We start from the raw sequence: 14,594 nt of genomic DNA on the forward strand, positions 1-14,594 counted from the left end.
ACTATGATTTTTTTCTTTTATCTAAAATAGAAGGGTCTTTTATTGGGTTTTCTTTTCCTTTTAACGATTTTTCTATCTGGTCTATATATTCCAAAGAATCATCAATAAAAAATTCTAAATTAGGCATTCTACGTAGTTGGTTTTTGGTACGTTGGGCTAATTCATGACGAATTAATGGTGTGTTAGATTTTATACCCTCAAGTAGTTCCTTGCCTTTATCATTTGGGAAAATACTTAAATAAACTTTTGCGACACCTAAATCTACAGTAACTTTAACTTTGGTTACCGATATAAGGATACCTCGCATGCCGCCTTGGGTGGCTGCACCTTGTAATACATCTACTAAATCGGTTTGTAAAACCGAACCTATTTTTTTTTGCCTTTGGCTTTCCTCTGCGTTACTCATGTTTAATACCTGTTAAAGGTTTAGATTGCAAAAATAACGGTTATTTAAGGATTATGTTACTTTTGGATTACTATTTTCGTATTTTGATGATGAATTAGCGTTATGTCTAAAAAGATTTCCGGCTTAAGGGAAATGAAAAATTAATTTGCAATGAATAAAATTGAACATATAGGAATTGCTGTTAAAAGTCTTAAAGATTCAAATAATTTGTTTTCAAAACTTTTGGGAGAATCGCATTATAAGACCGAGGAAGTAAAAAGTGAAGGTGTTAATACCTCTTTTTTTAAGGTAGGCGAAAATAAAATTGAATTATTAGAGGCTACTAAAAAAGATAGCCCAATTGCAAAATTTATAGAAAAAAAAGGCGAGGGTATTCATCATATTGCTTTCGATGTTGATGATATAGTATCTGAAATTAAGCGACTTAAGCAAGAAGGTTTTACCCTAATAAATGAAACACCAAAGCAAGGCGCAGATAATAAATTGGTTGCTTTTTTACACCCAAAAACAGCAAACGGCGTATTAATTGAATTGTGTCAAGAGATAAAGCAATAATTTTTCTTGCTAACAATTAAAATAAGTAGTAATATTGCACTCCAATTTCGGTCCTATAGCTCAGTTGGTTAGAGCACCTGACTCATAATCAGGTGGTCCATGGTTCGAGTCCATGTGGGACCACTTAGAAATTGTAAAGCCTTTCATGTATTTGAAAGGCTTTTTTTATTTCATAACTCCTTTCCAGGTTGTACTGTAGTACTCGTTTTTAAAATATTTTTACTTTTTATGCGTTAAAAGCATAATGAAATATTAAAGGTGTACCATCATTTCGTTTTTTGGATTTCCAAAGTTCAAAGTAAATTTCCTTTTAATAATATATTTTAAATGGTAAGCGGCGGGATTCTTTTGGATTTACGTTAAAATACATATATTTACGTCGTAAATAAAAAGTGTGGGATAACTGTTTATTTAATTTTTGAATAATGTTCTTATTGAATATTTGTGAAAATACTGAGAAAAAATGCGTTTCGTCGAGTTTTTTAGTACTTTTATGGATGTTTTTAAGGTGGTTAAATGAGATTTATTTTGTGAACTCGCTTTTTTTTATACATTTGTGACCCAATGATAATACAAAACAAAAGAATTTTTGCCTCAATCTTATTTGTATTAATAAGTTTTGTCTGTGCATCTCAGTCTCTTCCGGCGCCACCTGTACCAGGTCCGCCACCGCCACCAGGCTTCCCTATTGATGGAGGTATTGTAACTGGAGTGGTTTTTGCACTGGTTTATGGTGCAAAAAAACTATTATCTTCAAAGCGTAGTTAGAAAGCTAGTTGTTTAAGTTTACCAGTTTAGCAACATATTTACCTAAAACATCAAATTCTAAGTTTACAAGTGTACCTATTTTAAAGGTGTTAAAGTTTGTATGCTCATAAGTGTAAGGTATTATGGCGACACTAAAAGTATCTTTTTTAGAGTTTACCACCGTTAAACTAGTGCCATTTACGGTTATAGAGCCTTTTTCAATAGTAATATTATTTAAGGTGCTATCGTACTTAAAGGTAAATACCCAACTGCCGTTTTCTTCTTTTATTGCTACACATTCTGCCGTTTGATCAACATGGCCTTGTACAATATGTCCGTCTAGCCTATCACCAAGTTTCATGGCCCGTTCAAGGTTTACTTTGTCCTTTAGTTTTAGTGTGCCAATACTTGTTTTATCTAATGTTTCTTTTATTGCTGTAACTGTATATTCATCGTTGTTTATTTCAACTACAGTTAAGCAAACACCATTATGGGCTACACTTTGATCTATTTTAAGTTCAGGAGTTATAGTGCTTTTAATCGTTATATGAAGGTTTTCTAATTCAGTTTTTAAATTTGAAACCACACCAATATTTTCAATAATTCCCGTAAACATAGTATTGTTTGTTTATTTGGTTAAATTTGCGCTAGTATAAGAGTTTCAAAATTACGAACAAAAGTTGTCATTTCTAATGAAGGAAGAAGAAAATATAATTGTAGGCATATCTATTGGTGACTTAAATGGAATTGGAGGAGAAATTGTTTTAAAAACCTTTGAAGATCCTAGGTTTTTAGATTTTTGTACCCCTGTGATTTTTGCGTCAGCAAAGGTTATGACTTTTTTTAAATCGCATTTTAAGTCTCAGATAAATTTCAATATTATAAATAATATAGGTCAATTAGTTCATAATAAGGTGAATGTACTTAACTGTTGGAATGAGCCTGTTAAAATAGAATTTGGAAAAGAAGATATTAAAATTGGAAATTTTGCTATTAAATCTCTAGAAGCTGCTACCAAGGCTTTAAAGGAAAATGAAATCCATGTTTTAGTAACAGCGCCTATTAACAAGCATAATATACAGTCAGAAGATTTTAAATTTCCAGGTCATACTGATTATTTAGCGCAACAGTTGGAAGGCGAAAGTTTAATGTTTATGATTACAGATACGCTTAGGGTCGGTTTATTAACCGATCATGTGCCTGTAAAAGATGTTGCCACACATATAACACCAGAATTAATAGAGCAAAAAATAAGTACTGTTTACAATTCTCTTAAAAAAGATTTTAAAATAGAGCGACCAAAAATTGCTGTATTAGGTATAAATCCGCATACAGGAGACAATGGTGTAATAGGCAGTGAAGACGACGATATATTAAGACCAACATTAAAAAAAATAAAAGAAACTGGTAAATTAGTTTATGGTCCATACGCTGCCGATAGTTTTTTTGGATCTAATAATTACAAGAATTTTGATGCCATTATAGCATCATACCACGATCAAGGATTAATACCTTTTAAAACCCTGTCTTTTGGTCAAGGTGTTAATTATACTGCGGGACTTAACAAAGTAAGAACCTCGCCAGATCACGGTACCGCTTATGAAATAGCTGGTAAAGGTGTTGCCGATGAGAACTCTTTTAAAGAAGCAGTATTTAGTGGTATTAGTATTTATAGAAACAGGATGAGTTATGAACAACTCACCGCAAATCCATTAAAGAAAGCACCTCGAAAAGGGTATCGTTAATTGATTGATTATTAGTTAAAACCTTAATAAAAACAAGCCTGTAAAAACATAATTAAAAAAATGTTGATAACTCGTGTTAGGTAAATAAAAATTTATATATTTGCAGGCTCAAAATAGATGCGATAATGAAGCTGTTAAAAGAGTTTACAATCCCGTTTGTAGGATTAAAAGTTGGTAAACATCATTTTGAGTACAAAGTTGAGCAAGCGTTCTTTGAACATTTTGAGTATGAAGATTTTAATGATGTAAACATTAATGTTGATTTAATATTAGAAAAAAAGTCAACATTATTAGAATTACATTTTAAAATTTCTGGATGGGTTAATATAAATTGCGATTTAACAAATGAAGCATTTAATCAGCCTATAGAAAATGAATTTGACTTGGTGGTTAAGTTTGGTGATGAGTATAATGACGAGAATATTGATATTTTAATTGTACCGCATGGTACTTACGAAGTTAATATTCAGCAGTATATTTACGAATTAACTATACTTGCTGTACCAATAAAAAGAATACACCCAGGAGTTGAAGATGGTACATTAGATTCTGAAATACTTGATAAATTAGAAGAATTAAGCCCAAAGCTTAAAGACAAAAAAGAAAAAGAAGAGGATATCGATCCTCGTTGGAATACATTAAAGAAATTATTAACGGATAAATAAACATATAAAATGGCACATCCTAAAAGAAAAATCTCGAAAACAAGAAGAGATAAAAGAAGAACTCATTACAAAGCAACTGCGCCACAGATTGCTACATGTCCAACAACAGGTGAGGCTCATTTATATCACAGAGCGCATTGGCACGAAGGAAAATTATACTACAGAGGTCAAGTATTAATTGACAATTCTGAAGAAATAGAAAATGTAGCATAATTATATTATGCATGCATATATAAAACGCTCATTTATGAGCGTTTTTTTTATGAAATACTTTTTCTAATTAACAAAAACGCGTAATTTGTATATTATTAGGCCAAAATTTAGTAGTTTTCCTAAAAAATTGGATGTTTTTGTCCAATTTTAACGATTTTTTGGTCAAACAAACTTTAAAGGTATGAGTAAAATCTCAGCAGCCATTACAGCTGTAGGCGCTTATGTGCCAGAATATGTATTAACCAATCAAATTCTTGAAACGATGGTTGATACAAACGATGAATGGATTACCTCTAGAACAGGAATCAAAGAACGTCGAATCCTTAAAGATGACGGAAAAGGAACGTCTTACCTGGCCATAAAGGCAGCACAAGATTTAATAAACAAAAAAGGTATAGACCCTAAGGAAATCGAGCTTGTTATTGTTGCAACTGCAACTCCAGATATGAAAGCCGCTTCAACAGCATCTTATACCGCTTCAGAAATTGGAGCAACAAATGCATTTTCTTTTGATATGGATGCCGCTTGTTCAAGTTTTTTATTTGGAATGTCTGTAGCTGCAAGTTATATTGAATCGGGGCGCTATAAAAATGTATTACTTATTGGAGCCGATAAAATGTCGTCTATCATTAATTATAAAGATAGAGCAACATGTATTATTTTTGGAGATGGTGCTGGTGCGGTTTTATTCGAAGGTAATGACGAAAATTTAGGGCTTCAAGATGAGTATTTAAGAAGTGATGGTACAGGTAGAGAATTTCTGCAAGCCACTTACGGAGGGTCATCTCACAAATTAACTGCTGAAATTTTAGAAAATGGCGGGCAGTATGCTTTTCAAGAAGGAAGAACAGTATTTAAAAATGCCGTATTTAATATGGCTGATGCTGCTGCTAAAATTTTAGAGCGTAATAACTTAACAAAAGATACTGTAGATTGGTTGGCTGCACATCAGGCAAACAAACGTATTATTGATGCTACGGCACAACGTATAGATCTAGAGGATAGTAAGGTAATGATCAATATTCACAAATACGGGAATACAACATCTGCAACTTTACCTTTACTTATAAATGATTACGAATCACAACTTAAAAAAGGAGATAATGTTATATTTGCTGCCTTTGGAGGAGGATTCAATTGGGGAGCCATTTATTTAAAATGGGCCTATAATTCAAAATAATAACCACTAACTAATTATTAACAATATGGATATTAAAGAGATTCAAAACTTAATTAAGTTTGTAGCAAAATCTGGTGCAAGTGAGGTTAAATTAGAAATGGACGATATAAAAATCACCATTAGAACAGGATCAGATTCAGACACAACAATTGTGCATCAGGTTCCTGCTGCTCAATTACCACCCCAACCAGTTGTTTCTGCAGCACCTGTTGCCGAAGCTCCTGTTGCTCCTGCTGCAGCCGCTACACCGGCAGCCTCAGAAGACTCAAAATATATTACAATCAAATCACCAATAATTGGTACTTTTTATAGAAAACCAGCTCCAGATAAACCTTTATTTGTTGAGGTAGGTCAAACAATTGGCGAAGGTGATGTCCTTTGTGTTATTGAAGCCATGAAACTTTTCAATGAAATTGAATCTGAAGTTTCAGGAAAGATTGTTAAAATTTTAGTTGATGATTCTTCTCCGGTAGAATTCGATCAGCCATTATTTTTAGTAGACCCATCATAACCTATTAAAAGTTCCAATACACAAATCTCAAAATCCAATATTTGGAATTTGGCGATTGGAATTTGTAATTTTTAATTTAAAAGGTATGTTTAAAAAAATATTGATAGCCAATAGAGGAGAAATAGCACTTCGTGTTATTAGAACCTGTAAAGAAATGGGCATTAAAACGGTAGCAGTTTATTCTACTGCAGACGAGGAAAGTTTGCACGTAAAATTTGCTGACGAAGCCGTTTGTATAGGGCCACCAGCAAGTGGTGAGTCGTACTTAAAAATGTCGAATATTATATCTGCGGCAGAAATTACTAATGCAGATGCCATTCATCCAGGTTACGGATTCCTGTCAGAAAATGCTAAATTTTCAAAAATTTGTGAAGAGCACGGTATAAAATTTATCGGGGCATCTCCAGAAATGATTGATAGAATGGGAGATAAGGCAAATGCCAAAGAAACCATGAAAGCAGCCGGAGTACCATGTGTACCAGGTAGTGAAGGGGTTATAAAAGATTTTAAAGAATGCGAAAAGTTAGCCGTTGAAACTGGCTACCCTGTAATGCTTAAAGCTTCTGCTGGTGGTGGAGGTAAAGGTATGCGTGGAGTATTCAAACCAGAAGATCTTAAAGATGCTTGGGATTCTGCAAGACAAGAATCTAAAGCTGCCTTTGCAAATGACGATATGTACATGGAAAAACTTATTGAAGAGCCAAGACATATCGAAATTCAAATTGTAGGTGATTCTACAGGAAAAGCATGTCATTTATCAGAAAGAGATTGTTCTATACAACGTCGTCACCAAAAATTAACCGAAGAAGTTCCATCGCCATTTATGACGACAGCTTTGCGTAAAAAAATGGGAGATGCTGCAGTAAAGGCCGCAGAATACATTAAATACGAAGGCGCAGGAACTATTGAGTTTTTGGTAGATAAGCACCGTAATTTCTACTTTATGGAAATGAACACGCGTATCCAAGTAGAGCACCCAATCACAGAGCAAGTTATCGATTTCGATTTAATTCGCGAACAAATTCTTGTTGCTGCAGGTGTGCCAATTTCAGGTAAAAACTATACGCCAAAATTACACTCAATCGAATGTAGAATTAATGCCGAAGATCCATTTAACGATTTTAGGCCATCACCAGGAGTTATTACTACATTACACGCTCCAGGAGGTCATGGTGTGCGTTTAGATACACATGTTTATGCAGGTTATGCTATTCCACCAAACTATGATTCTATGATTGCTAAGTTAATTACAACAGCGCAAACTAGAGAGGAAGCCATTAATAAAATGAAGCGTGCTTTAGATGAGTTCGTAATAGAGGGTATAAAAACTACCATTCCGTTCCATAGGCAACTTATGGATCACCCAGATTATTTAGCAGGGAATTACACCACTAAATTCATGGAAGATTTTGTTATAGAAAAACAAATTGAAGAATAAATATTTAAAACTCCGGAAGTCATTTCGGAGTTTTTTTTTGCGTTACCACAAGGGTCGGGCTTTCCACTATATCTTTCTTGTGCTACTCATATATTTTATCAAGGTTTTTCTAAATACCCTATTTAAATTTTAACCTTTAGTTAATGTTAAGCACAAAAAAGGATGTCGCTGCAATCCCTAACGCGGGCTAGTCCCAGGTTTTTCAGTCGTCGGTCAAAGTCATTTCTATTATGTGTACATTCGTTACAGATTCTCTGCAAATCAGGAGGGATTAAGGGAGGTGTGAAATAGGCTTACATAAATTTTCAAAAGCACTAACGTAACTCTAAACTTCAATAAAAAATTATAACTTAGCTTCATGAACCTTTCATATTGGGAAATAAAGTCATGGCTGTCAAATACCGACTTCTGTATTGTTGGTAGTGGCATTGTAGGTCTTACTTGTGCCCTTCAACTAAAAGAGCGGTTTCCAAAAGCTAAAATTTTAATCCTCGAAAAAGGAACATTGCCACAAGGTGCTAGTACAAAAAATGCTGGATTTGCCTGTTTTGGGAGTTTAAGCGAAATATTAGAGGATTTAAAAACACATTCCCAAGCCGAGGTCCTTCAACTCATTCAAAAGCGTGTAACAGGATTAAACCTATTAAGACAAACCTTAGGAGATCATCAATTAAACTTCCAGCAATTAGGTGGTTATGAATTGTTTTTAAATTCAAATCAAGACCTGTTTCAATCTTGTATTTCTAAAAGAGAAGTTATCAATACCTGGTTAAAGCCTCTTTTTAAATCTGATGTTTTCAGTATTAGAGCTAATAGCTTCAATTTCAAAAATGTTAATAAGCAGTATGTCTTTAATCAGTTTGAAGGTCAACTCGATACCGGAAAAATGATGGAAGCCTTATTAGAAAAAGTGCAGTCTAAAGGCATTAAAATTTTAAATAATGTGGAAGTTGAGCACTATTCAGAAGCTACTAATTCAGTAAAAATAAAAACCAATCAATTTGAGTTTTCGGCTTCCAATCTTTTTATTGCCACAAACGGATTTGCATCTCAGTTAATTAAAGAGCATGTAAAGCCAGCAAGGGCACAGGTGTTAATAACTAAACCCATTAAAAATTTAAAGGTTAAAGGCACGTTTCATTTAGATAGAGGCTACTATTATTTTAGGAATGTAGCCAATAGAATTTTACTTGGTGGTGGTCGAAATTTAGATTTTAACACCGAAGAAACCACAGAGTTTAAACAAACAAGGTTAATACAAAATAGGTTAGAAACACTTTTACAAAGCACCCTTTTACCAGAAACGCCGTTTGAAATTGAACACAGATGGAGTGGTATTATGGGTGTTGGTAACCAAAAAAAAGCCATTGTAAAACAACTGAGCACTAACGTGTTTTGTGGGGTAAGACTTGGCGGAATGGGAATAGCCATAGGAAGTTTAGTTGGCAAAGAATTAGCAGGTCTAATTCTTGGGCAGACAGGAATCTCATTTCAATAGATAAATAGTAAACATGTTAAAAAGATTTTTCCGCTTTGTTTTAAAAAGTACCTTTTGGTTGGTTGTACTTTCTGTAGCTATGGTATTCCTTTATAAAAAAGTACCTGTTCCAGCAACACCTTTAATGGTTATTAGAAGTATCGAACAGTATCAAGAAGATAAAGATATGGTGTGGGTACACGATTGGGTGGCCATGGATAATATTTCAAAAAATTTACAATTGGCGGTGGTTTGTAGCGAAGATCAATTGTTTTTAAAACATGAAGGTTTCGATTTAAAAGCGATAGAAAAAGCCTATCAATACAATAAAAAAGGAAAAGGAATTAAAGGCGGAAGTACCATTAGCCAACAAACCGCAAAAAATGTTTTTTTATGGCCGAAACGCAGCTGGCTTCGTAAAGGTTTAGAAACCTATTTTACGTTTTTAATAGAAAAAATTTGGACTAAAACGCGTATCCTAGAAGTGTATTTAAACAGCATTGAAATGGGAAATGGTATTTATGGTGTTGAAGCGGCTTCGCAATTTTGGTTTAAAAAACCCGCTTCTCAACTAACGCAAAAGGAAGCTGCCGCAATTGCCGCTATTTTACCAAATCCACGTAAATACAGAGCCAATCCTGCAACACCTTATATAAACTCTAGAATAAATTGGATTGTAAAACAAATGGTTTATTTTGGGGCCTTAGATTTTAAAACAAATGAGTAGCTCTTTAAATATAAAACAAAACCTATATAATGCTTGTTTTCAGTTTATAGAAAACAGATTATTAATGGTTCAAAACAGCATAAAAGAAATACAAGAGTCTTTAAATAGCGAAACTAAAAGTAGTGCTGGCGATAAACACGAAACGGGTCGAGCCATGTTACAATTAGAGCGAGAAAAGGCCGGAAATCAACTAGCTGAAATTGAAAAAACAAAACAATTACTTTCTAAAGTAAACAGCGATACTATATCAAAAACTGTTGGTTTAGGAAGTGTGGTATATACCACAAAAGCTAATTATTTTATAGCTATAAGTGCTGGCGAGTTAAAGGTTGATAATGAAAACTTTTACGCTATTTCAGCAAACACTCCAATTGGGCAGTTGTTAATTGGAAGAACATTAGAAAGTGAAATTGTTTTTAGAGAGCAAAAATTTGTAATTACAAAAATCTTGTAAAGATCTAGTTTTCTAACCTTTCTGGTCCAGTATAAGTATTCAATTGAGCTTCTACAAGGGTTCTTTTAATTATAGAATTTCTTATTATTTTAAATATTGTTATTAAGAATACCGTGCCTAGAAGTGCGCAAACACCAACAAAAACAAGAATGTTTTTAAGGTCTTTTTTTATTTTTTCTTGGTCTTCAAAACTTAAAAAGGTTTTACTTTTTGGGTTGTAAAAACCGGTAACTACAAATGTTTTCTCTAAACTACCTTTAATAGAATAGGTGCTTTCTTTGGGAGCATTAAAACAATTATCATAAAGTTTAAAAAGGGGTGTTGTAGGTTTTAAAACGGTTAAAATGGAATCTAATCTTTTGGCCTTATATAAGCGGTTATTAAAATCTCTTAACTGTATTTTAAAGGCGTTATCCACGGATTTTTCCTAAAGGCTAGAATCTGTATTGTTTTTAAACCCAAATTGCTCCATATTTTTTTTTAATTGGAGTTTATAGCTTTCTTTGTCTGGTTTTGTAAACGATTTAGGATTAAAGTAATAACGATAGTAAGCGCCTGAAGATGGATTGTTGTAAATCCGATCTCGTTCTGCTTGAGAAAGCACATAGTTTTCGCCATTAAAATCATAAGGGCGTTTAAATTGGTAAACCCATGCGTTATTAATTTTTATATACCTGGAACCTGGTAGCGTCTTTAAGGCTTCGGCATTATCTAAAATAACGATGTTTTCTTTTGTTTGAATAAGTTGCGATATATCTTTAAGATATTTGATATCCCGATTCGTAAAAAGCGCTATAATTACAGGAATAATTAGTACAATACTTGCTATGTTTAAAAACGAAAGTGGTTTGGCTTTTTTGAGACCGTTTTTAATTTCATAATCTAAAGATAAGGTGTCGTTAATTGAAACTACATATTGTGAAGCACCTTCATTAATAGCCACAGCCCCATCTCTAACAATGTACTCATAGCTAAAGGATTCTTCTTTTAAAGATTTTAAATAGTTCCGCCAATGCCAAGGTATTTTTACTTTAGATCCATTTATGGTGTCGTAATATCTACCGTTTTTTACGTGTTGCTCATAAATGCGTTCGTAAAAACCAGTTGCTTTATGGATTGTGGGGTCTATTACATGTTCCTTATAGCCTTTTACAAACCAATTAATACCATATAAAAGCATTATTAAAACGCCAAACATGATATTAATAATTACATGATTTTCGTCTTCTTTACTGTAAATTATAATGGCAACAATAGCTATTATTCCAGCAATAATAACAAACATGCCTAGTAATAGTTTTTTGGTTCTGTTTACTTGGTTGTAAACAAAAGCTAATTCGTTAGCGTTTAAAGTTCTTTTAGTAAACATGTAGAGGTTTCTCCTTGGCTAGATCAATTAATGTTCGATTACCTTAAGAAATAATTCTGTGCCTTTATTAGCCTGCATGCTAAATTCAAAAAATACTTGTTCGCCGTTTAAATCAGCCTCAATTAAATAATAATGTCCTTTAAAAAATGACTGTTTTACAATAGCCTTTAATTCTGATTGGTCTACAACTTTTAATTGATGGGCATAAACTATTTGGTTGTTAAGAACATTAAACTCGCCAAAAAAAGAAGCAATTAAAGGCGTTTTAGGGTTTTTATAAAGTGTTTCGGGGTAATCGTTAACTGCAATTTTATTGTCGTTTAAAACAATCATGCGGTCTGCAAAACCTAAAACATCTTCTTTATCATGGGTGGCAACAACGCAAGTAATATTGTGTTCCTTTAAGTACCTAAAAACACTTCTACGAAGGCTTTGTTTTTTAAAATTATCAATATGACTAAAAGGCTCGTCTAACAAAATAATTTCGGGTTGTTTGGCTAAAGCACGTGCTAAGGCGACACGTTGTTTTTGTCCGCCACTAAGAGTTTTAACTTTGGTTTTTGAAAACTTAGTAAGCTCAACAACTTCTAGTAATTCTTCAGTACGTCTTTGTTTTTCTTCAGGATAAAAACGAGACAGGAATTTACCTATATTTTCTTCAACCGTAATAAAAGGCATTAAATCAAATTCTTGTGCTACATATTTCATGAAATCGTAGCCTACAACTAGGTTGTATTTTGGACCTAATATTTCTTCGTCATTCCAGAAAACATGACCTTTATCTAAATCGTATTCACCATATAAAACTTTTAATAATGTACTTTTTCCAGAGCCGCTTTCACCTATAATAGCAACATGTTCGCCTTGTTTCGCATTAAAAGAAATAGCGCTTAAAACAGGGGTTTTATTATAAGAAAAAGTTAGGTTTTTTACGTGTAGCATAGGTTAACAAAAATAACATAAAAAATGCTTTGGCTGAATTTAGGTTGGGTTAATAGTGTTTAATTTTCATGTGTACACCCCATATTATGAAGTGTAAAGCCAAAAATATCAGCGTATTGGGCTATGGTTTTGCTAACCGGTGTTCCAGCGCCATGGCCTGCATTGGTTTCAATTCTTATTAAAGCAGGATGATTGCCTGTTTGTTTTGCTTGTAATTCGGCGGCAAATTTAAAACTGTGTGCTGGCACCACTCTGTCGTCATGATCGCCTGTTGTTATTAATGTTGCAGGGTATTGAACACCTCTTTTTATATTGTGTAAAGGTGAGTATGCTTTTAAATAATCGAACATGTCTTTGCTGTCTTCAGCGGTTCCATAATCGTATGCCCAACCTGCTCCAGCAGTAAATGTGTGATAGCGCAACATATCTAAAACACCTACAGCTGGTAGAATAACTTTAGCTAAATCTGGACGCTGGGTCATTACTGCACTAACTAACAAACCTCCATTTGATCCACCACGTAATGCTAGATATTTAGATGTTGTGTATTGGTTTGCTATTAAGTATTCTGCGGCTGCGATAAAGTCATCAAATACATTTTGTTTCTGCAATTTCGTTCCCGCGTCATGCCAAGTTTTACCGTATTCGCCACCACCACGAATATTGGGTATTGCTAATACACCACCCTGTTCTAGCCAAACCGCATTGGTAATACTAAAAGCAGGGGTAAGACTAATATTAAAACCACCATAACCATATAAAATAGTTGGGTTTTTACCGTTAAGAATTATCCCTTTTTTGTGGGTAATCATCATGGGGATTTTGGTGCCATCTTTTGATGTGTAAAACACTTGATGGCTTTCAAAATCGTTAGTTTTAAAATCTATTGAAGGTTGCCAATACGGTTCGTAATTACCGGTTTTTAAATCGAATTTATAAATGCTACTTGGTGTGCAATAGTTTGAGAAATAGAAGTAGCACGACAGCTCTTCTTTTTTACTAGAAAATCCGCTTGCCGTACCTAAACCGGGTAAATTTAGTTCTCTAAGTAATTCCCCGCTATACGTATATTGTTTTACACTAGAAATGGCATGAAGCATATAATGTGCAAATAGATAACCACCACTTTTAGTAACAGTTAAAACCTGATTGGTTTCTGGAATAACATCTACCCAATGGTTGGGTTCGGGGTTTTTAAAATTTACGGCAATTACTTTTTTATTTGGTGCGTTTAAATTAGTTACCAAAAACAGTCTGTCCCCTTCATTATCAAGAACGTGAGTGTCTGTTTCGGTAGTATTAATTAGTGTTTTTAAAGTGCTGTTTGGTTTAGAAAGGTCTTTTATAAAAACCTTGTTTCCGGAGGTTGATACTCGGGGAGTAAGAACTAAAAAACGATTGTCTTGGGTTACTTTTGCATAAATATAGCGGTGTTTCTCTTCCGGTTTGTCGCCATAAATTAAAAGATCATTTTGTTGAGGTGTTTTTATTTTGTGGTAATATACTTTATGCTGATCAGTTTTTGCAGATAGCTCACTGCCTTCCGGTTTGTCGTAGCTAGAATAGTAAAAGCCTTCATCTTTAAACCATGAAATTTGAGAAAATTTTATGTTTATTAGCGCATCTTCAATTATGGTTTTACTTAGAACATCCATAATAAAAAGTTTTCTCCAATCGCTTCCGCCTTCTGAAATGGTATAGGCTAAAAATTTTCCGCTTTTTGAAAAACTTATAGCACCTAATGAAATGGTACCATCTTTAGAAAACGTATTAGGGTCAAGGAAAACTTCTGCTTTACTATTTTCATTTTTTTTTCGGTAAATGACATCTTGGTTTTGTAAGCCATCGTTTTTAGAAAAATAGATAAAATCACCTTCTTTAAATGGCGCGCTTATTTTTTCGTAATTCCACAAGGTTTCTAATCGTGATTTTAATTGCTTTCTGTATGGAATATTGTCTAAATATGCATTAGTAAGTTGGTTTTGTGTTTCAACCCATGTCCTGGTTTCTTTGCTTCTATCGTCTTCTAACCAACGGTAAGGGTCTTTAACTTCAACTCCAAAATAGGTATCTGTAACATCAACTGATTTAGTAAATGGATATTTCACGTTGTATTCTAAAATTTAAAAATAATGATGATTAAGTAGAGAGAAGTATCTTTTTTA

At 33.5% G+C, this 14,594-nt stretch carries 16 protein-coding genes and 1 tRNA gene; 11 read left to right on the plus strand and 6 right to left on the minus strand.

The window, feature by feature from the left end; all coding sequences use genetic code 11:
- Window position 1 precedes the first annotated feature (1 nt).
- Window positions 2–406 carry a 30S ribosome-binding factor RbfA gene (gene rbfA / locus ABJM36_RS07460; RefSeq protein ID WP_348450770.1) on the minus strand — a complete coding sequence of 135 codons (405 nt, stop codon included), beginning with the start codon at window positions 404–406 and terminating at the stop codon, window positions 2–4.
- Between the two features lie 150 nt (window positions 407–556).
- On the opposite strand from rbfA, the gene mce reads away from it, so the two are divergent.
- Together mce and ABJM36_RS07470 are read left to right on the plus strand one after the other, a co-directional pair.
- Window positions 557–961: a methylmalonyl-CoA epimerase gene (mce, locus tag ABJM36_RS07465; protein ID WP_348450772.1), complete on the plus strand. Its 405-nt coding sequence runs from the start codon at window positions 557–559 to the stop codon at window positions 959–961.
- Window positions 962–1,010: 49 nt separating this feature from the next.
- A tRNA-Ile gene (locus ABJM36_RS07470) sits at window positions 1,011–1,084 on the plus strand.
- A gap of 649 nt (window positions 1,085–1,733) precedes the next feature.
- Here the strand turns inward: ABJM36_RS07470 and ABJM36_RS07475 are convergent.
- On the minus strand, window positions 1,734–2,324 hold the full coding sequence (locus ABJM36_RS07475) for a riboflavin synthase (RefSeq protein WP_348450774.1): 591 nt from the start codon (window positions 2,322–2,324) through the stop codon (window positions 1,734–1,736).
- A gap of 76 nt (window positions 2,325–2,400) precedes the next feature.
- Between ABJM36_RS07475 and pdxA the strand changes: the two genes are divergently transcribed.
- The 9 genes from pdxA to ABJM36_RS07520 all read left to right on the plus strand — a co-directional run bounded on the left by pdxA (window position 2,401) and on the right by ABJM36_RS07520 (window position 10,118).
- Window positions 2,401–3,453 carry a 4-hydroxythreonine-4-phosphate dehydrogenase PdxA gene (pdxA, locus tag ABJM36_RS07480; RefSeq protein WP_348450776.1) on the plus strand — a complete coding sequence of 351 codons (1,053 nt, stop codon included), beginning with the start codon at window positions 2,401–2,403 and terminating at the stop codon, window positions 3,451–3,453.
- A 125-nt stretch (window positions 3,454–3,578) separates the two neighbouring features.
- On the plus strand, window positions 3,579–4,118 hold the full coding sequence (locus ABJM36_RS07485) for a DUF177 domain-containing protein (protein ID WP_348450778.1): 540 nt from the start codon (window positions 3,579–3,581) through the stop codon (window positions 4,116–4,118).
- Window positions 4,119–4,127: 9 nt separating this feature from the next.
- Window positions 4,128–4,331 carry a 50S ribosomal protein L32 gene (gene rpmF, locus ABJM36_RS07490; RefSeq protein ID WP_109352001.1) on the plus strand — a complete coding sequence of 68 codons (204 nt, stop codon included), beginning with the start codon at window positions 4,128–4,130 and terminating at the stop codon, window positions 4,329–4,331.
- Between the two features lie 181 nt (window positions 4,332–4,512).
- Complete coding sequence (locus tag ABJM36_RS07495; RefSeq protein WP_348450781.1) at window positions 4,513–5,511, plus strand: beta-ketoacyl-ACP synthase III; 999 nt, start codon at window positions 4,513–4,515, stop codon at window positions 5,509–5,511.
- 25 nt (window positions 5,512–5,536) lie between these two features.
- Complete coding sequence (gene accB, locus ABJM36_RS07500) at window positions 5,537–6,022, plus strand: acetyl-CoA carboxylase biotin carboxyl carrier protein (protein ID WP_348450783.1); 486 nt, start codon at window positions 5,537–5,539, stop codon at window positions 6,020–6,022.
- An 85-nt stretch (window positions 6,023–6,107) separates the two neighbouring features.
- Window positions 6,108–7,460: an acetyl-CoA carboxylase biotin carboxylase subunit gene (gene accC, locus ABJM36_RS07505; protein ID WP_348450785.1), complete on the plus strand. Its 1,353-nt coding sequence runs from the start codon at window positions 6,108–6,110 to the stop codon at window positions 7,458–7,460.
- A gap of 358 nt (window positions 7,461–7,818) precedes the next feature.
- Window positions 7,819–8,958 carry an FAD-dependent oxidoreductase gene (locus tag ABJM36_RS07510; RefSeq protein WP_348450787.1) on the plus strand — a complete coding sequence of 380 codons (1,140 nt, stop codon included), beginning with the start codon at window positions 7,819–7,821 and terminating at the stop codon, window positions 8,956–8,958.
- 13 nt (window positions 8,959–8,971) lie between these two features.
- A complete protein-coding gene (gene mtgA, locus ABJM36_RS07515; RefSeq protein WP_348450789.1) occupies window positions 8,972–9,664 on the plus strand; it encodes a monofunctional biosynthetic peptidoglycan transglycosylase in 693 nt (230 codons plus the stop codon).
- Entirely contained in the window at window positions 9,657–10,118 is a 462-nt protein-coding gene (locus ABJM36_RS07520; protein ID WP_348450791.1) for a 3-oxoacyl-ACP synthase, read from the plus strand. The genes mtgA and ABJM36_RS07520 overlap by 8 nt, the downstream gene beginning before the upstream one ends.
- A 4-nt stretch (window positions 10,119–10,122) precedes the next feature.
- On the opposite strand, the gene ABJM36_RS07525 is transcribed toward ABJM36_RS07520, so the two are convergent.
- Genes ABJM36_RS07525 through ABJM36_RS07540 form a run of 4 tightly spaced genes read right to left on the minus strand, consistent with a single transcriptional unit; the run spans window position 10,123 to window position 14,537 of the window.
- Entirely contained in the window at window positions 10,123–10,536 is a 414-nt protein-coding gene (locus tag ABJM36_RS07525; RefSeq protein WP_348450793.1) for a hypothetical protein, read from the minus strand.
- 9 nt (window positions 10,537–10,545) lie between these two features.
- Window positions 10,546–11,487 carry a hypothetical protein gene (locus ABJM36_RS07530; RefSeq protein WP_348450795.1) on the minus strand — a complete coding sequence of 314 codons (942 nt, stop codon included), beginning with the start codon at window positions 11,485–11,487 and terminating at the stop codon, window positions 10,546–10,548.
- A gap of 27 nt (window positions 11,488–11,514) precedes the next feature.
- Complete coding sequence (locus ABJM36_RS07535) at window positions 11,515–12,429, minus strand: ABC transporter ATP-binding protein (RefSeq protein WP_348450797.1); 915 nt, start codon at window positions 12,427–12,429, stop codon at window positions 11,515–11,517.
- A 59-nt stretch (window positions 12,430–12,488) separates the two neighbouring features.
- Window positions 12,489–14,537 (minus strand): prolyl oligopeptidase family serine peptidase, encoded by a 2,049-nt coding sequence (locus ABJM36_RS07540; RefSeq protein WP_348450799.1) that lies wholly within the window; start codon window positions 14,535–14,537, stop codon window positions 12,489–12,491.
- Between the last annotated feature and the right edge of the window lie 57 nt (window positions 14,538–14,594).

It is taken from the genome of Algibacter sp. (genome assembly GCF_039977455.1).
Classification (GTDB): Bacteria; Bacteroidota; Bacteroidia; order Flavobacteriales; family Flavobacteriaceae; genus Algibacter_B.